We start from the raw sequence: 18,703 nt of genomic DNA, 5'->3' as shown, positions 1-18,703 counted from the left end.
GGGGCTTTTAGCGGGTGGCGGGCACCCCGGCGGGCCACGGCAGCAGCGCGGGGAGGTCGACGCCGTCGGCCGCCGCGGTGGCGCGCAGGCTGCCGAGCGTGGGCGTGCGTCCGGCCAGCCAGGCCGCGATGTCGGTCAGCATCCCGTTGATGGCTGTCGACCGGCCGCCGGGGGTACCGATGGCCACGGGCGGCAGGCCGAGCGGCTGGAGGACAAACCGCTGGCCCTCCGGTACCCGCGCGGCCAGGAAGTCGAAGAGGTGCTCGCAGAACGGCCGGCTCCAGGTTTCCGGGCCGCGGCCGGTCCCGAGGTCGGTGGCGTGGATGACGAGCTCGCGCCACAGGGCCAGGCCGCCGTCGACGACGGCTCCCCCGCGGTAGCTGATTGGGGCCTGCCAGTCGGCATCGTCCAGCGCTTCAAAAGCGCGCAGGGCCCGGTCCAGCGCGGCATCGACGTCGGCGCGGTGTTCCGCCGGGGTGTGCCCTGCGGCCATCTCGATGGCTCGGGTCCGGCCTTCGTAGCCGCCGTCGTAGAGCTCGACGCTTTCCCCGCGGGCGGCGAATTCGAGCTGGCGGGCCATCGCGTTGGCGATGCCGCTGATGTGGGCCAGGACGTGGCCGCGGGTCCAGCCCGGCAGGTCCGAGGGCGCCTTGATGTCCGCGTCGGAGAAGGTGGCGGTGATTCCGGCCACGGCGCCGGCGGCCTTGCGGAGTTCTGCCAGGAGTTGTTCCGGGGTGATGGTGGTCATGGCGATTATCCTAACCGGGCAGCCTGAACACCGGGCAGCCTGAAAATTCCGGATCAGCCGAAGGACGCCTGGCTGTAGCGGTGGCGGAGGTGCCGCCGGTCGTGCCGGGCCTGCCAGAACTCGATCTCGCGGGGTCGCAGGGCATACAGCTGCCAGTCCGGGTTGTCGCTGCCGTTCGCACCGGGGCGGGCGTGCCAGTCGGCCGCGGACGCCGCCGCGGACAGCTCAACGACGCCGCCGGCGACGCGGACCTGCCGGCCCTGCTGCTGCCAGTAGAAGTTCAGTGCGGCCTGCGGGTTCGCCGAGAGTTCCCGGCCCTTCCGTGAGGCGCGGGACGTCGCGAAGTGCCAGCCGTCGTCGTCGATGTCCTTCAGGATCAGCATCCGGGATGAGGGCCGCCCGAGCTCGTCGGCCGTGGCCAGGCTGCAGGCGTTGGGCGCCGGGACACCGGCAGCCAGCGCCTCGTCGAGCCACTGCCGAAACAGTTCCGCCGGGTCAGCGGGGGCACCGGCCGGGTCGAAGTCCGGAAGCAGTTCGGGAAAGTCCGGCAGGGCGCGGAGGTACTGGCGGAGGGATTCGCTCATCCGCCTACCTTAACGAAGAAAGTCCCGGCAGGCACGGCCGCCGTGGCCGTGCCTGCCGGGACTTGCGCCGCCCGCCCCTGCTAGCCCGCGTACCCGCGGACGCCGGTGAGCTCGGCTTCGAGGGCCAGCAGCTGGCGCTCGACGGCGGCCGGTGCAGTGCCGCCCTGGGAGTTCCGGCTGTTGAGCGAGCCCTGGGTGCTGAGGACCGTGCGGACCTCCGGCGTCAGGTGTGCCGAGATCGCGGCGTACTCCTGGTCCGTGAGGTCCCAGAGTTCGACGCCGCGGCTTTCGGCCTGTTTGACTGCTGCACCGGAGAGCTCATGCGCCTCACGGAACGGAACCCCCTGGCGGACCAGCCATTCGGCGATGTCCGTGGCCAGCGCGAAGCCCTGCGGCGCCAGCGATTCCATCCGTTCGGTGTTGAACGTCAGTGTCGCGATCATGCCGGAAACCGCCGGGAGCAGGACCTCGAGCGTGTCGGCGGCGTCGAAGACCGGTTCCTTGTCCTCCTGCAGGTCGCGGTTGTACGCGAGCGGCAGGCCCTTCAGCGTGGCCAGCAGCCCGGTCAGGTTGCCGATCAGCCGGCCGGCCTTTCCGCGTGCGAGTTCCGCGACGTCCGGGTTCTTCTTCTGCGGCATGATCGAGGAACCGGTGGAGTAGGAATCGTGCAGGGTCACGAAGGAGAACTCCTTGGTGGCCCAGAGGATGACTTCCTCCGACACGCGGGAAAGGTCCACGCCGATCATGGCGGTGATCCACGCGAACTCGGCGAAGACGTCGCGGGAGGCGGTGCCGTCGATCGAGTTGTGCGTGGCGGAGAAGAATCCGAGTTCCGCGGCCACAGCTTCCGGGTCCAGGCCCAGCGAGGAGCCGGCGAGGGCGCCCGAGCCATAGGGCGAGACGCCGGCGCGCTTGTCCCAGTCCTGGAAGCGCTGCACATCGCGCAGCAGCGCCCAGGCGTGGGCCAGCAGGTGGTGGCTGAGCAGCACCGGCTGGGCGTGCTGGAGGTGCGTGCGGCCCGGCATGGCCACGCCCTGGTGCGCTTTGGCCTGCTCCACGAGGGCATCGATCGTGGCGAGCACGCCGCGGGCGATGATCCGGGCGTGGTCGCGCAGGAACATCCGCCCCAGCGTGGCCACCTGGTCGTTGCGGGACCGGCCCGCCCGGAGCTTGCCGCCGAGCTGGGTGCCGGCGCGCTCGATGAGTCCGCGTTCCAGTGAACCGTGCACGTCCTCGTCGGACTCTGCGGGCAGGTAGGCCCCGGAGGCAACGTCCGCATCCAGCCGGCCCAGGGCGTCGAGCATACCCGCCAGTTCGGCGTCGTCGAGCAGGCCGGCCTTGTGCAGCACACGGGCGTGCGCTTTGGATCCGGCGATGTCGTAGCGGGCAAGCCGCCAGTCAAAGTGGGTGGACTTACTCAGGGCAGCGAGGGCATCTGCGGGGCCGCCGGCAAAGCGGCCGCCCCAGAGGGCGCCCGTGTTGGTCCCCGAGCGCGCCCCCGATTTGGTGGTTTCGGACTCAGCCACCGGGGCTACTTTCCGTTGACGCGGATGTCGCGGCCGGAGGCGACCTTGGCGGACATGCCCCACAGCTCGATGAAGCCGCGCGCCATCGACTGGTCGAAGGTGTCACCGGTGTCGTAGGTGGCAAGGTCGAAGTCGTAGAGCGAGGTCTCCGAGCGGCGTCCGTTGACGATCGCCTGGCCGCCGTGCAGCACCATGCGGATGTCGCCGGTGACGTAGCGCTGGGTGTCCTCGATGAAAGCGTCGAGGGAGCGTTTGAGCGGCGAGAACCACTGGCCGTCGTAGACCAGCTCGGACCAGCGCTGGCCGACCGTGGCCTTGAAGCGGGCCTGCTCGCGTTCGACCGTGATGTCCTCGAGGTGCTTGTGTGCGGTGATGAGGGCCATCGCGCCCGGTGCCTCGTAGATTTCGCGGGACTTGATGCCGACGAGGCGGTCCTCGACGACGTCGATCCGGCCGACGCCCTGGGCGCCGGCGCGGCGGTTGAGTTCCTTGATGGCCTGCAGCGGGGTGACCTTGACTCCGTCGATCGCCACCGGGACGCCGGCCTCGAAGGAGATGGTGACCTCGTCCGGCGCCGGCGGGAATTCCGGGGTGGCCGTGTAGTCGTAGATGTCCTTGGTGGGGGCGTTCCAGATGTCCTCGAGGTAGCCGGTTTCGACGGCGCGGCCCCAGACGTTCTGGTCGATGGAGTACGGGTTCTTTTTGGTGGTCTCGATCGGCAGTCCCTTTTCCTCGGCGAAGGCGATGGCCTTGTCGCGGGTCAGGGCGAGGTCGCGCACCGGTGCGATGCACTTCAGGTCCGGGCCGAGGGTCTGGATGCCGACTTCGAAGCGGACCTGGTCGTTGCCCTTGCCCGTGCAGCCGTGGGCCACAGTGGTGGCGCCGAATTCACGGGCGGCCTTGACCAGGTGCTTGACGATCACCGGGCGCGAGATCGCGGAGACCAGCGGGTAGTGGCCCTGGTAGAGGGCGTTGGCCTTCAGCGTGGGCATGCAGTACTCGTTGGCGAATTCGTCGCTCGCGTCGGCCACATAGGCCTCGACGGCGCCGCAGCCGAGGGCGCGCTGGCGGATCGTCTCCAGCGACTCGCCGCCCTGTCCGACGTCAACCGCCACGGCGATGACCTCGGCGCCGGTCGCTTCACCGATCCAGCCGATGGCTACGGAAGTATCCAGGCCACCGGAGTAGGCCAGCACAATACGCTCAGTCACTTCAAATGCTCCTTAGTTGTTTGGGAAAAGGTTGTTTGGGAAAGTTTTTAGGAAAAAATTCGGGTCAAGCTTGTCTACTGAAAGCCTGTCACATCCCGGTGGCGGGCCCAATCTTCCAAATGGTCCTGCGGGTGCTCACCCGGTGCCGGCTTCCTCGGCGAGCTGCAGGAACCGGGCGGCCATCTCCGCGCCGCCGAGCGGATCGCGGGTGACCAGCAGCACGGTGTCGTCCCCGGCGATGGTGCCCAGGATTGACGGCATGACCGAGTGGTCGATGGCCAGGGCCAGGAAGTTGGCCGCGCCCGGGGGCGTCCGCAGCACCACGATGTTCGCCGACGCTTCGGCGGTGACCAGCAGTTCCCCGCAGAGCCGGGCCAGCCGCGCGTCGAGGATCTCCTGGGTGACGCCGCTCTTGGCGGCCCGCTCCCCTCCCTCGCCCGGCACGGCGTACACGAGCACGCCTTCCTTGCCGCGGACCCGGACGGCGCCGAGTTCGACGAGGTCACGGGACAACGTGGCCTGGGTGACCTGGACGCCGTCGGCCGCGAGCAGCGCGGCGAGTTCGGCCTGCGAGCGGACCGATTCACCGGTCAGGATCGCACTGATCCGCGCCTGCCGGGCCGTTTTGGTGGCTGGGCTGGCCCCCGGGGAGGCCGGCTGCACGGACATTATCCGAGTCCCTCGACCGGCGCCAGCCCCTCGACAACAGCCAGCCCGGAGCGGTGCATCAGCCAGGCCATCAGGGCCTTCTGGGCGTGCAGCCGGTTTTCGGCCTCGTCCCAGACGACGGACTGCGGGCCGTCGATCACGGCGCCGGCGATCTCGTAGCCGCGGTAGGCGGGCAGGCAGTGCAGCACGACGGCGTCCGGCGCCGCGAGCTTCATTGCGGCTTCGTCCACGGCGTAGCCGCGGAAGAGCTGCAGCCGGGCTTCCTTCTCGTCTTCCTGGCCCATGGACACCCAGGTGTCGGTGGCGACGACGTCGGCTCCGAGCAGCGCCTCGGCAGCGTCCACTGTGACGAGCACCGAGCCGCCAGTCTCCGCCGCGCGGTCCTCGGCCGCTGCGATGATCTCCGGGGCGGGCAGGTAGCCGTCGGGGCCGGCAACGCGGACATGCATGCCCGCGGTGACCCCGGCGAGCAGGTAGGAGTTGGCCATGTTGTTGGCGGAGTCGCCAAGGTAACTCATGGTGAGGCCCTTGAGGTCGCCCTTGTGTTCCTTGATGGTGAGCAGGTCGGCGAGGAGCTGGCAGGGGTGGTAGTCATCGCACAGGGCGTTGATGACCGGCACGCGGGAGTTTTCGGCCATCGCGACGAGCCCGGAGTGGGCCCCGGTGCGCCAGACGATGGTGGATACCATGCGCTCCAGGACCTTGGCGGTGTCCTCGACGGATTCCTTGTGGCCGATCTGCGCCTCGCCGGGGTTGATGATGAGCGCGTTGCCGCCCATGTCAGCCACGCCGGTGGCGAAGGAGACCCGGGTCCGGGTGGAGGTCTTGTCGAAGATCACGGCGACGGTCTTGCGGCCGCTGCCCTCCGCGGCGAAGGGCTGCACGCTGTAGGGGGCCGCCTTCATCCGGATGGCGAGGTCCAGGACCTCGGCCTGCTCGGCCGGGGTGAGGTCGGTGTCCTTGAGGAAGTGGCGGACCTGGCTGCTAGAAGTCACGGTCGAAGTTTCAGTCGCTGTCACTGGGCGTCCTTTGCGGTCTGGAGGAGGGCGGGCAGCGCCGCGAGGAAGCGGTCGGCCTGTTCGGTGCTGAGGATCAGCGGCGGGGCGAGGCGGATCGTGTGCGGGCCGGGGCTGTTGACGATGAAGCCCGCCTCGAGGCCGGCGGTCACAACGGCCGGGGCGATGTCGGCGTCGAGGTCGAAGCCGATCAGCAGCCCTTCGCCGCGGACCCCGGTGACGCCGCCGACGGCCGCCAGGCCCGCCCGCAGGTGCTCCCCCACCGTCCGGGCGTGGTCCAGGATCTGCTGGTTTTCGAGGACGTGCAGGGTGGCCAGGGCGGCGGCGGTGGCCACCGGGTTGCCGCCAAAAGTCGTGCCGTGCTGTCCGGCGGTCAGCAGCGATGACGTTTCCGGGCCGAAGGTGACGAGGGCGCCGATCGGGAAGCCGCCGCCGAGGCCTTTGGCGAGGGTGACGGCGTCGGGCACAATCCCGGCGTCCCCGCTCGCGAGCCACTTGCCGGTTCGGCCGATCCCGGTCTGGACCTCGTCGAGGATGAGCAGGGCCCCGGCGGCGCTGGTGGCCTCCCGGGCGGCTTTCAGGTAGCCGGCGGGCAGCGGCCGGACGCCGGCCTCGCCCTGGATTGGTTCCAGGAACACCGCGGCGACCGTCTCGTCCACGGCGGCGCGGAGCGCCTCAATGTCGCCGAAAGGGATGTGTTCGACGCCGCCGGGCAGCGGCGCGAACGGCGCCCGGTAGGCTTCCTTCGCGGTGAGCGCCAGGGCGCCCATGGTACGGCCGTGGAAGGCGCCTTCGAGCGCGATGATCCGGGTCCGCGGCTTCGCGGTGCCGTCCGGGCTGGCGCCCGTGTTCCGGCGGGCCAGCTTGAAGGCTGCCTCCACGGCTTCGGTGCCGGAGTTGGCGAAGAACACCTTGGAACCGGCCGGGGCCCTGGTGATGTCCAGCAGTTTCTCGGCCAGCGCGATCTGGGTGGGGCTCGTGAAGAAGTTGGAGACGTGCCCCAGGGTGGCGAGCTGGCTGGAGATCACGGAGGTGACGAAGGGGTGCGCGTGGCCGAGGGCGTTGACCGCGATCCCGCCGAGCAGGTCCAGGTATTCCTTGCCGTCGGCGTCCCAAACCAGGCAGCCGGAGCCGCGGACCAGGACCCGCTGCGGGGTGCCGAAGACGCCCAGCAGCGAGGAGGAGTAGCGGGCCAGCCACTGCGCGCCGGTGGCGTGGGAATGGACGAGCTCCCCCACCGGGGAGTGCTCGAGATCCGTGGAAGATGCTGTTTCGGTATGGTTCATTTGCTTTCCTCGTCCGGGACGACCTGCGTGCCGATGCCCGCCGTCGTGAAGGTTTCCAGCAGCATCGAGTGCGGCAGCCTGCCGTCCACGATGTGTGCTCGTTCGACGCCGCCTTCGACGGCTTTGAGGCAGGCTTCCATTTTCGGGATCATGCCTGACTCCAGGCGCGGCAGCAGCTCGCGCAGTTCCGACGCGGTGAGCGAGGAAATCAGCGAGGAACGGTCCGGCCAGTTGGCGAAGAGCCCCTCGACGTCGGTGAGGATCACCAGCTTCGAGGCGCCGAGCGCCTCGGCCAGGGCCGCCGCGGCGGTGTCGGCGTTGACGTTCAGCACCTGGCCGGTCGTCTGCGCCTGTTTGGTTGCTGCGTCAAGGCTTCCGTCGTCGAAGATTTCCGGCGCCACCGTGGAGATCACCGGGATCCGGCCGGCCGCGACGATGTCCAGGATCCCCTCGGGGTTCACGCCGATCACTTCACCGACCAGACCCAGGTCCACCTCTTCGCCGTCCACGACGGTGCCGGTGCGGACCGCGCGGAGCAGGCCGCCGTCCTCGCCGGACATCCCGACGGCGTACGGGCCGTGCGAGTTGATCAGGCCCACGAGTTCGCGGCCGACCTGGCCGGTGAGGACCATGCGGACCACGTCCATGGCCTCGGGCGTGGTGACCCGCAGGCCGCCCTTGAATTCGGATTCGATGCCGAGCCGGCTGAGCATGGCGTTGATCTGCGGGCCGCCGCCGTGCACCACAACCGGATGGATCCCGACGTGGTGCAGGAAGACGACGTCCTCGGCGAAGGCCCGGCGGAGCTCGTCATTGACCATGGCGTTGCCGCCGTACTTGATCACCATGGTGGTGCCGGCGAAGCGCTGGATCCAGGGCAGGGCCTCGATCAGCGTTTCGGCTTTGCTCTGGGCATCCTTCATGGAGGTGGTCTCGCGGGTCTGGGTGTTCATGCTGGTCGTCCCTCCGGGAACTGCCTAGCTGGAGTAGGCGCTGTTTTCGTGGACGTATTCGTGGGTGAGGTCGTTCGTCCAGATCGTGGCCTCGGCCTCGCCGGCCTGGAGGTCGATCTCGACCAGGACCTCGCGGGGTTCCAGGTCCACGAGGCCGCGGTCATCGCCTATGCTGCCGTTGCGGCAGATCCGGACGCCGTTCATGGATACATTGAGCTGGTCGGGCTCGAAGGCGGCGTCCGTGGTGCCCACGGCAGAAAGCACGCGGCCCCAGTTGGGGTCCTTGCCGAAGATCGCGGCCTTGAAGAGGTTGGAGCGGGCCACGGCCCTGCTAACCACTTCCGCGTCCTTTTCACTGGCGGCGTTGAAGGTACGGATCGCGATGTCGTGGCTGGCGCCTTCGGCGTCGCCGATCAGCTTGCGGGCCAGTTCGGCACAGACCTGGGTCAGCCCCGTGCCGAAATCGACGGCGGACGGGACGGCGCCGGAGGCCGCGGAGGCCAGCAGCACCACGGTGTCGTTCGTGGACATGCAGCCGTCCGAGTCCGCCCGGTCAAAGGTGACCCGGGTGGCATCGCGGAGCACGACGTCGAGCATCTCCGGTTGGACGTCCGCGTCCGTAGTGAGGACCACCAGCATGGTGGCGAGCCCAGGGGCGAGCATGCCGGCGCCCTTGGCCATGCCGCCGATGGTGAATTCCTTGCCGTCGGCGTCGGCGCCGATGAAGACCGCCAGCTTGGGCACGGAGTCCGTCGTCATGATCGCGGTGGCGGCGTCGGGTCCGCCGTCCTCGCTGAGCGCAGCGGTGGCGGCGCCGATCCCGGCGAGGATCTTGTCCATCGGGAGCTGCTCACCGATCAGGCCGGTGGAGCAGACGAAGACGTCGGTGGCGGAGGCGCCCAGCGCCTCGGCCGTCTTCTCGGCGGTGGTGTGCGTGTTCTGGAAACCCTGCGGCCCGGTGCAGGCGTTGGCTCCGCCGGAGTTCAGGATGACGGCGTCCACCCGGCCGTCCTTGACCACCTCGCGGGACCAGTGCACGGGGGCTGCGGCCATCCGGTTGGAGGTGAACACGGCTGCGGCGGCTTTGGAGGGGCCGTCGTTGACCACGAGGGCCAGGTCCGGCTTGCCGGAGGCCTTCAGACCGGCTGTGACGCCGGCGGCGCGGAATCCCTTGGGGACGGTGATGCTCATGGTGCGACTCCCTGCAGTTCGAGGCCGGCGGTTTCCGCCAGGCCGAGGGCAATGTTCATGGACTGCACGGCCCCGCCGGCGGTCCCCTTGGTCAGGTTGTCGATGGCGCAGGTGACAATCACACGGCCAGTGTGCGCGTCGAGCGCCAGTTGCATAACGGCGTGGTTGGACCCCTGAACGGACTTGGTGGAGGGCCAGCGGCCCTCGGGCAGCAGGTGCACGAACGGCTCGTCGTCGTAGGCCTCGGTCCAGGCGCGGCGGAGTTCCTCCTCGGTGACACCGGGCCGGACCTTCGCCGTGGCGGTAGTGAGGATGCCCCGGCTCATGGGCGCCAGGGTGGGCGTAAAGGACACGGTGACCGGAGCGTTCAGGGCCTTCGAGAGTCCCTGTTCGATCTCCGGGGTGTGCCGGTGCCCGCCGCCCACGCCGTACGGGCTCATCGAGCCCATGACCTCGGCCCCGATCAGGTTGACCTTGGCGGCCTTGCCGGCCCCGGAGGTGCCGGAGGCGGAGACGATGACGACGTCGTCCGCCTGCAGCAGGTGGCTGCTGAAGCCCGGAGTGAGCGCCAGCAGGGCCGACGTCGGGTAGCAGCCCGGGACGGCGATCCGTTTGGCGCCGCGGAGCGCCTCGCGCTGGCCGGGAAGCTCCGGCAGCCCGTAGGGCCAGGTTCCGGCGTGCGGCGAACCGTAGAACTTCTCCCAGGCGGCCGCATCCTCCAGGCGGTGGTCGGCGCCGGCGTCGATCACAACGGTGCCGGCCGGCAGCTGGGCAGCGATCTCCGCGGACGCGCCGTGCGGAAGGGCCAGGAACACGACATCGTGTCCGGACAGGTTCTCCACCGTGGTGTCTTCGAGGATGCGGCTGGCCAGACCGTGGAGATGGGGCTGCAATTCCCCTAGTCTGGAACCGGCGTTGCTGTGCGCTGTGATGGCGCCGATGGTGACGTCGGGGTGGCCGGCAAGGAGCCGCAGCACCTCGCCGCCGGCATAACCGCTTGCGCCGGATACGGCAACAGAAATAGTCATAACAAAGACTATACAGCAAGACTATGCATAGATGCCGATATTTATGCATTCGATGCTTCGTGTCCCGGAGCGTATGCTTGGTATAGGGTGACCCCCAACCGTGCAGTCCGAGTGTCGGGCGCCGCGTTGCCCGCAACAGTTTCGAGGCACGCGCTACATGACCCTCACCACCGCCACGCCGGAGCGACCCAAATCGCGTATCCGTCAGCCGAACGCCGTCGTCCTGAGCTACTCGGAACTCCTGAAGACCGTCAAGGCCGCAGGCCTGCTGGAACGCCGCGTCGGTTTCTACGTCACGGTGTTCTCCGTTCTGGTCCTTCTGATGACCGCTACGTGGGTCGGCTTCGCCCTGATCGGTGACAGTTGGTTCCAGCTCCTCATCGCCGCAGCCCTGGGCATCCTTTGCACCCAGCTGAGCTTCCTGGCCCACGAGGCCGGACACCGGCAGATCTTCGCGTCCCGCCGGGCCAACGACTGGGCCGCACGGCTGCTTGCCACCTCGGTCGCCGGGATGAGCTACTCCTGGTGGGAGCAGAAGCACGGCGCGCACCACAACCACCCGAACGTGATTTCGAAGGACCCCGATATCGCCACCGGCGCGATCGCTTTCTTCCCGGAAGCCGCGGCCACCCGGCAGGGCCGGTTTTCCTTCCTCACCCGCAAGCAGGGCTGGCTCTTCTTCCCGCTGCTGTTCCTCGTGGGCCTGGGCCTGCAGATCGATTCGGTCAAGTTCGTCTTCCAGCGTGCCAAGGTCACGCACCGCTGGGTTGAAATCCCGATCCTCGTGGTCCGCCTCAGCCTGCTGCCGGTGCTCGCGTTCACCTTCCTGCCCTGGGGCATGGCGCTGGCGTTCATCGCGGTGCAGCTCGCCGTCTTCGGCTTTTACATGGGGGCCTCCTTCGCCCCGAACCACAAGGGCATGCCGGTCCTGCCGGCCGACAGCCGCGTGGACTTCTTCAGCCGCCAGGTCCTGACGTCCCGGAACATCTCCGGCGGCCGCTTCATGGACATCCTGCTGGGCGGCCTCAACCGCCAGGCCGAGCACCACCTCTTTCCGGACATGGCCCGCCCGCAGCTCGACAAGGCAGCCGTGATCGTCCGCGAGTTCTGCGCCAAGCACCAGGTTCCCTACACGGAGACCACGCTGCTGCAGTCCTACGGCATCATCGTCCGCTACCTCAATGAGGTCGGCCTCTCCGCCGGGCGCCACTTCGAATGCCCGATGGCCACCGTAACCCGCCGTTACTAGGCGGCGCCGGCGTCTCCGCGGACCTGGATTGCGTCCGCGGCGGCCCCTGGTTTCCATTTTGACCCGAAGTGCTTGACCCGAAGTGACGGCCGGTATCCGGCCGTCACTTCGCCGTTGGCGCCGGGTATCCCTAGGATGGGTGCAGGATCAGGGCCAGGAACTCCCGGCAGCCCAGCGTCAGCCCGGACAGTTCAGCCCCGAAATTCAGAGCGGAATTTTCAGCCCCAGGCAAGGAGACACATGATGCATGCAATCGTCGCCCGCGAGGCCGGAGGCCCCGGAGTCCTCACGCTGGCCGAAGTGGAACGTCCGGTTCCGGGTCCCGGCCAGCTGCTGGTCAGGGTCGCCGCCGTCGGAGTGAACTTCATCGACACCTACAAGCGCAGCGGCACCTACAAGGTCCATTACCCCTTCACCCCCGGATCCGAGGCCTCGGGCACCGTCGAGGAACTCGGCGACGGCGTCACCGGCTTCTCCCCCGGCGACCGGGTGGCCACGGCCGAAGGCATCAACTGCTACGCCGGCTTTGCCCTCATCGACGAGGACAAAGCGCTCCCTGTGCCCCATGGCGTGGACGATTTCACCGCCGCCGCCCTGCCGCTGCAGGGCATTACCGCGCACTACCTGATCAATTCCTCCTTCAAGGTCGAACCCGGCCACACCGTCCTGCTCCACGCCGGGGCCGGCGGCGTTGGCCTGCTGCTGATCCAGCTGCTGAAGGCCCGCGGCGCACGCGTGATCACCACCGTCTCCACGGACGACAAGGAACGGCTGGCCCGCGAGGCCGGCGCCGACCATGTGCTGCGCTACGACGGTTTCGCCGCCAAGGTCCGGGAACTGACCGACGGGACCGGCGCGGACGTGGTGTATGACGGCGTCGGCAAGGACACTTTCGACGGCTCCCTCGACGCCCTGCGCATCCGCGGCACCCTGGTGCTTTTCGGTGCCGCCTCCGGGCCCGTGCCGCCCGTCGACCCGCAGCGCCTCAACTCCGGCGGCTCGCTCTACCTGACCCGGCCGACGATCGTCCACTTCCTGCGCGACGCGCAGGAACGGCGCTGGCGCTCGGATGAGTTGTTCGCCGCCGTCGCCGACGGAAGCCTCAAGGTCCGGATTGGTGCCCGCTACGACCTGGCCGAAGCCGCCCAGGCCCACGATGACCTGGAACAGCGCCGCACCACCGGCAAGGTCATCCTGGTTCCGTAGGTCCTGATCCGCAGGCGTCCGGCAAACACATTAGGGAAACAGCGTGCGAACATCGGGGCCGGGGCGGAGTATTAACACAAAGCGAATCCGGACACCTTCCGTTCACCTCAACCGGAGACGATCTCCCTGTGACTGAGCAACAGCAGCAACCCGAACGCAGTGGCCTTCCGCAGGCGCTCGCCACCGTCAGCCCGGTCTTCCAGGCGCAGCTTTCAGGGTCTCCGGCCACACCGCCGGAGCGGACGCTGGTCGACATTCTGCAGGACACTGCCGCGCGCTTTCCGGATGCCTCTGCCCTCGACGACGGCCACCACTCGCTCAGTTATGCCCAGCTGCTGGCGGCGGTCCGGGCGAAGGCGAGGGAGCTGCACCGGGCCGGACTGGGTGCCGGGGACGCAATCGGCGTCCGGATTCCCTCCGGCACCAACCAGCTCTACGTCGGGATCCTGGCTGTGCTCCTCATTGGGGCGGCGTATGTCCCGGTGGACGCGGACGACCCGGAAGAGCGCGCCAAGCTGGTCTTCAGCGAAGCCCAGGTCGCCGGCATCTTGCGCGGAGCCGGGGAGATTGTGACGGACGGACGGCGGCCCCGCCCCTTCCCGGCCCCGAGGCTGCCCGGCCCGGACGACGACGCCTGGGTCATCTTCACGTCCGGCTCCACCGGGACCCCCAAGGGCGTCGCCGTGCAGCACCGCTCCTCGGCGGCCTTCGTCGACGCCGAGGCCCGGCTCTTCCTCCAGGACGACCCGGTCGGCCCGCAGGACCGTGTCCTGGCCGGGCTGTCGATGGCCTTCGATGCCTCCTGCGAGGAAATGTGGCTTGCCTGGCGGCACGGCGCCTGCCTGGTCCCGGCGCCGCGGGCCCTGGTCCGGACCGGCATGGACCTCGGCCCGTGGCTGATCAGCCACGGGATCACGGTCGTTTCCACGGTTCCCACCCTCGCCGCGCTCTGGCCGGTGGAGTCCCTGGAAAGCGTCCGTCTGCTGATTTTCGGCGGGGAGGCGTGCCCGCCGGACCTCGCCGAGCGGCTCGCCGTCGAAGGCCGTGAAGTCTGGAACACTTACGGGCCCACCGAGGCCACCGTCGTTGCCTGCGCGGCGCCGCTGGGCGGTCCCGGGCCGATCCGGATCGGCCTGCCCCTGGACGGCTGGGACCTCGCCGTCGTGGACGCCAATTCCCTGCCCGTCGGGGAGGGCGAGGTGGGTGAACTGATCATCGGCGGCGTCGGCCTGGCCCGGTACCTGGACCCGGCCAAGGACGCCGAGAAATACGCCCCCATGCCGTCGCTCGGCTGGACGCGCGCCTACCGCTCCGGCGACCTTGTCCGGTACGAGGCCGAGGGGCTGATCTTCCAGGGCCGCGCCGACGAACAGGTCAAGCTCGGCGGGCGCCGGATCGAGCTGGGCGAGATCGACGCCGCCCTGCAGGCACTGCCGGATGTGGCCGGCGCGGCCGCCACGGTACAGACGACGGCGGCCGGCAACCAGATCCTCGTCGGTTACCTGTCCCCGGCCGACGGCCAGGAGATCGATCTGGCGGCCGCCCGGGAGCTCCTCGGCGAAAGCCTGCCGGCACCGCTGATCCCGCTGCTGACCCTGGTCGATTCGCTGCCCACCAAGACCAGCGGCAAGGTCGACCGGCACGCGCTGCCGTGGCCGCTGGCGGGGGCCGGAGCCGCCGACACCGAGGCCGCCCCGCTGAACCTCCCGGACGACGCAAGCTGGATCGTCGAACAGTGGGCTGCGGTGCTCGGCAGCGCCGTGTCCAGCCTCGACGCCGATTTCTTCGCCTACGGGGGCGGCTCCCTCGCCGCCGCGCAGCTCGTCTCCGCCCTGCGCGTTCGCTACCCCACCATCACGGTGGCCGACATTTACGCCACGCCCCGGATCGGGGCGCTCATCGACGCGGCCCGCCAGTCGCTGCCCGAAGGCGGCACGGGCCCGGCCCCGGAACGCACGGTCCGGCGCACCTTGCGCCGGTCGCAGGTCTTCCAGACGCTGATGGGGGTTCCGCTGCACATCCTCGTCGGCATGCGCTGGCTGACGTACCTGATGGCGGCGAACAACCTCCTCGCGTCCTTCGCGGGCTTCACGGCGGCTCCCACCGTGTCCTGGTGGTGGGTCGGCGCGTCCTGGCTCGTCTTCGTCAGTCCTGCGGGCCGGATGCTGGTGTCCATCGCCGCAGCCCGGATCCTGCTCCGCAAGGTGGTGCCGGGCACCTACCCCCGGTCCGGCCGGGTGCACCTGCGCCTGTGGCTGGCCGAGCAGATCCAGGACCTGGCCGGCGCCGTGAGTCTAGCGAGTGCCCCCTGGGTGCCGTACTACGCACGGGCGCTCGGTGCCAAGATCGGCAACGACGTCCAGCTCCACTCACTGCCGCCGGTCACCGGGCTGCTCACACTCGGCAGCGGCTGCAATATCGAGCCCGAGGTCGATCTGTCCGGCTGGTGGATCGACGGCGACATCGTCCACATCGGTGCCATCCGTATCGGGCCCGGCGCGACGGTCGGTGCCCGCAGCACGCTCATGCCCGGCGCGACAATCGGCGCAGGAGCGCAGGTGGAACCGGGATCGGCCGTGCTGGGCAAGGTGAAGTCCGGGCAACTCGTCGCCGGGTCCCCGGCCGAGCGGCGGGGCAAGGCCAAACACTCCTGGCCGGACACTCCCCCGGAGCATCCGCTGATCGGCCGGCTCTGGTTTGCCGGCTTCGCCACGGCATCGGCCGTCCTGGCCTTGATCCCCTATCTCTCTGCCACCGCGGCTGCCCTCGTGGTCTTTGGCTTCATCCGGGGCAGCGAATCGCTGGGCGCCGCGCTGCCCCAGCTCCTGCTGTCCCTGCCGCCGGCGGCCCTGGTCTGGTTCCTCTCCAACCTCGTGCTGATCCTCCTGGCCACCCGGCTCCTCGGGGTGGGCCTGGCCGAAGGCTACCACCGGGTGCGCAGCAGGATCGGCTGGCAGGTCTGGGCCACCGAACGGGTCCTGGACCTGGCCCGCGACCTGCTCTTCCCGATTTACGCCAGCCTGTTCACGCCCGTCTGGCTGCGCCTGCTCGGGGCCAAGATCGGGAAGAACGTGGAGGCCTCGACGGTCCTGCTCATCCCCAAGATGACCACCGTGGGTGAAGGCGCCTTCCTGGCCGACGACACGATGGTGGCCTCCTATGAGCTCGACGGCGGCTGGCTGCGGATCGCCCCCGCCAAGATCGGCAAACGCTCGTTCCTGGGGAACTCCGGCATGACCGCGGCCGGGCGGAATGTCCCCAAGAACTCCCTCGTCGCGGTGCTTTCGGCGACACCGGCGAAGGCGAAGTCAGGGACGTCGTGGCTGGGCAGCCCCCCGGTGCGGCTGCGGCGCACGGCCATCGCCTCAGATGACACCAGGACGTTCGAGCCGCCGCTGCGGCTCCGGATCGCCCGCGCGCTGTGGGAGCTGTGCCGCTTTGTCCCCGTCGTGGTGACGGTCGGGATCGCCGCCGGGGTCTTCCTGGCTTTCGATTGGCTCGCCTCTGTCTTCAATTACGGCGTCGCCGCGCTCCTGGGGGGCGTGGTGATCCTGCTCGCCGGTTCCGTGGCGGCGGGCAGCGCCGTGGTGGCGAAATGGCTGCTGGTGGGGCGGATCAGGCCCGGCGAGCATCCGCTCTGGAGCTCCTTCATCTGGCGCAACGAGGTCGTGGATACCTTCATCGAAATGGTGAGTGCCCCCTGGTTCGCCCGCGCGGCCGCCGGGACCCCTGCCCTGGTCTGGTGGCTGCGGGCCCTTGGCGCAAAGATCGGGGCAGGCACTTGGTGCGAAAGCTACTGGCTGCCCGAAGCGGATCTCGTGACCCTGGGCCGGAACTCCACGGTCAACCGAGGCTGCGTCGTGCAGACCCATCTCTTCCACGACCGCGTCATGAGCATCGACACTGTTACGCTCGATGACGGGGCCACGATGGGACCGCACGGAGTCATCCTCCCGCAGGCCCGGATCGGCAAGGGCGGCACGGTGGGCCCGGCATCCCTCGTGATGCGGGGTGAAACGGTGCCCGCCGCGACCTACTGGATGGGCAATCCGGTGAGCCCCTGGGGCGGCCCGGCCGTCCCTGCCCCCAAACCGAAGTAGCCCCGCCCGTATCGCACCTGCAATCCCGAAGGCCCGTCGATGAGTCCCAGCCCCCAAAGTCCCACGGCCGCGTCCGGCACCAGAGGCGGCCTGCCGCTGGACGATACGGCTGGCTCCCCGGACCCGTACCTGCCGGGTCACGGCACTGATGCCTACCGGGTCACCCGCTATGAACTGGAGCTCGATTACAAGCTCAGCAGCAACCGCCTGAACGGGCGGGCTGTGGTGCACGCCATAACCCAACGCCCGACGTCGGCCATCGTGTTGGACCTGACCGGGCTCCGGGCCACCAAGATCCAGCTCAGCGGGCGCAGGGTGCGGAAATTCAGCCAGCGCGCCGACCAGCTCGTCGTCGTCCCCGACGCCGCCCTGCTGCCGGACGAGGAATTCACCCTGGACATCCGCTATGAGGGAAGCCCCTCCCCCCGCCGCGGGCTGTGGGGCGAAGTGGGCTGGGAGGAACTCACCGACGGGGTGCTCGTGGCAGGCCAGCCGAACGGCGCACCGTCCTGGTTCCCCTGCAACGACCACCCGAGCGACAAGGCGAGCTACCGGATCTCGGTGACCACCGACGCCAACTACCGGGCGGTGTGCAACGGGATCCTGATCGCGCGCACCAGCCGGTCCAGCCGCGAGACCTGGGTCTACGAGCAGTCAGAGCCGATGGCCACGTACCTCGCCACGGTCCAGATCGGCCGCTACGAGCTCCTGGCGCTCAATCCGGTCCGGCCGGCCGCGCAGGTGCCCCAGTATGCGGCCGTCCCGGCAGCGCTGGCGGACACGGCCCGCAAGGGCCTCGCCCGGCAGCCGGACATGATGCGAACCTTTGTCGGTTGCTTTGGCCCGTACCCTTTCGCCGAGTACACCGTCGTGGTGACGGGGGACGAGCTGGAGATCCCGCTGGAGGCGCAGAGCCTGTCGATTTTCGGCCCGAACCATCTGGAAGAGGACTGGGAGTCCCAGCGGCTCATCGCCCACGAGTTGTCCCACCAGTGGTTCGGGAACTCGCTGACGGCCGCCACCTGGAAGGACATCTGGCTGCACGAGGGGTTCGCCTGCTACGCCGAATGGATCTGGTCCGAAGAAGCCGGAGTCATGACGGTTGCCCGCCGGGCCGCCAACGCCTGGCGGAAGCTCAACGCCGGCAAGCAGGACCTGCTCGTGGGCGACCCCGGGCCGGAGATGATGTTCGATGACCGGGTCTACAAGCGCGGGGCCCTGGCGCTGCACGCACTCCGCCTGCGCTGCGGCGACCTGGCATTCTTCTCGCTGCTGCATGACTGGGCCGGACAGAACCGCCATGGCTCCGTCTCAACGCCGCAGTTCATCCTCACCGCCGACCACGCGACCGGCCTCGACTCGGAGTCCCTGCTGCACCCGTGGCTCTACCAGGAGGCGCTGCCGCCGCTGCCGGCCGGGGGCTCCGGGAGCTAGGGCATTCGTGGCGTGCGCTGGAACGGCGCGCAATGAGCCGTTCAGGCACTTTGGGGCAGGACGGATTCGGGGTGGGCGTCATCGAGGGGCTCTGGCCAGTAAAGGTCCTCCGGATATACCGGGTCTTCCGGATCTGGTTCGGGCCATGGATGTGCGGCCGTGAAGTGGTGCCAGTCCGGGAAGGGGTCTTCGGGCAGTTCCTGGTCGGGGTCCGGGCCGGGGTCCATCTCCGTAAACGTGTCCGAAAATGTATCGGTGTCCGTGTCTTTGGGCAGGAGGCCGGGTGGCCAGTGGGGTGGTTCCCAGTCCTGTTGTTCGCTGGGGTAGTGCCGTCCCGAGGGTGAGGTCCATCCGGGTGGTTTGTCTTTGCTGGCTCCGGTGGGTGCCCACGCGGAGCCGTGTTTCAGTCTGTGGTGTTTCGGGCAGGGCTGTCCGAGGTTGGAGATCCCGGTGGTCCCGCCGTCGGCCCAGGCCAGGAGATGGTCCGCGTCGTTATCCAGCG

The 18,703-nt window shown here is 69.1% G+C and carries 15 protein-coding genes; 4 read left to right on the top strand and 11 right to left on the bottom strand.

What is annotated here, in order from left to right; translation table 11 throughout:
* Positions 1–7: 7 nt before the first annotated feature.
* From QCD75_RS19255 to argC, 10 genes are all read right to left on the bottom strand, one after another.
* On the bottom strand, positions 8–748 hold the full coding sequence (locus QCD75_RS19255) for a maleylpyruvate isomerase family mycothiol-dependent enzyme (RefSeq protein ID WP_301231027.1): 741 nt from the start codon (positions 746–748) through the stop codon (positions 8–10).
* A 53-nt stretch (positions 749–801) separates the two neighbouring features.
* On the bottom strand, positions 802–1,332 hold the full coding sequence (locus QCD75_RS19250) for a pyridoxine/pyridoxamine 5'-phosphate oxidase (protein WP_301231026.1): 531 nt from the start codon (positions 1,330–1,332) through the stop codon (positions 802–804).
* An 80-nt stretch (positions 1,333–1,412) separates the two neighbouring features.
* Entirely contained in the window at positions 1,413–2,858 is a 1,446-nt protein-coding gene (gene argH / locus QCD75_RS19245; RefSeq protein ID WP_301231025.1) for an argininosuccinate lyase, read from the bottom strand.
* A 5-nt stretch (positions 2,859–2,863) separates the two neighbouring features.
* Complete coding sequence (locus tag QCD75_RS19240; RefSeq protein WP_301231024.1) at positions 2,864–4,069, bottom strand: argininosuccinate synthase; 1,206 nt, start codon at positions 4,067–4,069, stop codon at positions 2,864–2,866.
* Between the two features lie 135 nt (positions 4,070–4,204).
* Positions 4,205–4,738, bottom strand: a complete 534-nt coding sequence (locus QCD75_RS19235; protein WP_301231023.1) for an arginine repressor — start codon at positions 4,736–4,738, stop codon at positions 4,205–4,207.
* Complete coding sequence (gene argF / locus QCD75_RS19230) at positions 4,738–5,733, bottom strand: ornithine carbamoyltransferase (RefSeq protein ID WP_301231021.1); 996 nt, start codon at positions 5,731–5,733, stop codon at positions 4,738–4,740. The genes QCD75_RS19235 and argF overlap by 1 nt, the downstream gene beginning before the upstream one ends.
* Positions 5,734–5,753: 20 nt before the next feature.
* The gene (locus QCD75_RS19225) at positions 5,754–7,040 is read right to left on the bottom strand and encodes an acetylornithine transaminase (protein ID WP_301231020.1); all 1,287 of its coding nucleotides are present in this window, start codon (positions 7,038–7,040) and stop codon (positions 5,754–5,756) included.
* On the bottom strand, positions 7,037–7,993 hold the full coding sequence (gene argB, locus QCD75_RS19220; RefSeq protein ID WP_226762151.1) for an acetylglutamate kinase: 957 nt from the start codon (positions 7,991–7,993) through the stop codon (positions 7,037–7,039). The genes QCD75_RS19225 and argB overlap by 4 nt, the downstream gene beginning before the upstream one ends.
* Before the next feature lie 24 nt (positions 7,994–8,017).
* Entirely contained in the window at positions 8,018–9,184 is a 1,167-nt protein-coding gene (gene argJ / locus QCD75_RS19215) for a bifunctional glutamate N-acetyltransferase/amino-acid acetyltransferase ArgJ (protein WP_301231019.1), read from the bottom strand.
* Complete coding sequence (argC, locus tag QCD75_RS19210) at positions 9,181–10,212, bottom strand: N-acetyl-gamma-glutamyl-phosphate reductase (protein ID WP_301231018.1); 1,032 nt, start codon at positions 10,210–10,212, stop codon at positions 9,181–9,183. Before argC ends, argJ begins: the two co-directional genes overlap by 4 nt.
* Positions 10,213–10,369: 157 nt before the next feature.
* On the opposite strand from argC, the gene QCD75_RS19205 reads away from it, so the two are divergent.
* From QCD75_RS19205 to QCD75_RS19190, 4 genes are all read left to right on the top strand, one after another.
* Positions 10,370–11,461 (top strand): fatty acid desaturase family protein, encoded by a 1,092-nt coding sequence (locus QCD75_RS19205; protein ID WP_301231017.1) that lies wholly within the window; start codon positions 10,370–10,372, stop codon positions 11,459–11,461.
* 240 nt (positions 11,462–11,701) lie between these two features.
* Positions 11,702–12,667: a quinone oxidoreductase family protein gene (locus QCD75_RS19200; protein ID WP_226762147.1), complete on the top strand. Its 966-nt coding sequence runs from the start codon at positions 11,702–11,704 to the stop codon at positions 12,665–12,667.
* A gap of 128 nt (positions 12,668–12,795) precedes the next feature.
* Positions 12,796–16,767, top strand: coding sequence for a Pls/PosA family non-ribosomal peptide synthetase (locus tag QCD75_RS19195; protein WP_441005519.1), 3,972 nt, complete (start codon positions 12,796–12,798; stop codon positions 16,765–16,767).
* A gap of 39 nt (positions 16,768–16,806) precedes the next feature.
* On the top strand, positions 16,807–18,201 hold the full coding sequence (locus tag QCD75_RS19190; RefSeq protein ID WP_301231015.1) for a M1 family metallopeptidase: 1,395 nt from the start codon (positions 16,807–16,809) through the stop codon (positions 18,199–18,201).
* A gap of 41 nt (positions 18,202–18,242) precedes the next feature.
* Here QCD75_RS19190 and QCD75_RS19185 read toward each other — a convergent pair.
* Positions 18,243–18,703, bottom strand: a 461-nt coding sequence (locus QCD75_RS19185) for an HNH endonuclease signature motif containing protein (RefSeq protein WP_301231013.1), incomplete at its 5' end; no start/stop codon positions are given.

Source organism: Arthrobacter sp. PsM3 (assembly GCF_030433895.1).
In the GTDB taxonomy this organism is placed as follows: domain Bacteria; phylum Actinomycetota; class Actinomycetes; order Actinomycetales; family Micrococcaceae; genus Arthrobacter.
The sequence above is the reverse complement of the archived record's forward strand: the minus strand, read 5'-3'. Positions and strand labels throughout refer to the sequence as shown.

Excerpts from the sequence above, each read along its gene's own strand:
- QCD75_RS19255 (WP_301231027.1), bottom strand. The coding sequence starts at position 748 with ATGACCACCATCACCCCGGAACAACTCCTGGCAGAACTCCGCAAGGCC.
- QCD75_RS19250 (WP_301231026.1), bottom strand. The coding sequence starts at position 1,332 with ATGAGCGAATCCCTCCGCCAGTACCTCCGCGCCCTGCCGGACTTTCCC.
- QCD75_RS19235 (WP_301231023.1), bottom strand. The coding sequence starts at position 4,738 with ATGTCCGTGCAGCCGGCCTCCCCGGGGGCCAGCCCAGCCACCAAAACG.
- QCD75_RS19225 (WP_301231020.1), bottom strand. The coding sequence starts at position 7,040 with ATGAACCATACCGAAACAGCATCTTCCACGGATCTCGAGCACTCCCCG.
- argB (WP_226762151.1), bottom strand. The coding sequence starts at position 7,993 with ATGAACACCCAGACCCGCGAGACCACCTCCATGAAGGATGCCCAGAGC.
- argJ (WP_301231019.1), bottom strand. The coding sequence starts at position 9,184 with ATGAGCATCACCGTCCCCAAGGGATTCCGCGCCGCCGGCGTCACAGCC.
- argC (WP_301231018.1), bottom strand. The coding sequence starts at position 10,212 with ATGACTATTTCTGTTGCCGTATCCGGCGCAAGCGGTTATGCCGGCGGC.
- QCD75_RS19205 (WP_301231017.1), top strand. The coding sequence starts at position 10,370 with ATGACCCTCACCACCGCCACGCCGGAGCGACCCAAATCGCGTATCCGT.
- QCD75_RS19200 (WP_226762147.1), top strand. The coding sequence starts at position 11,702 with ATGATGCATGCAATCGTCGCCCGCGAGGCCGGAGGCCCCGGAGTCCTC.
- QCD75_RS19190 (WP_301231015.1), top strand. The coding sequence starts at position 16,807 with ATGAGTCCCAGCCCCCAAAGTCCCACGGCCGCGTCCGGCACCAGAGGC.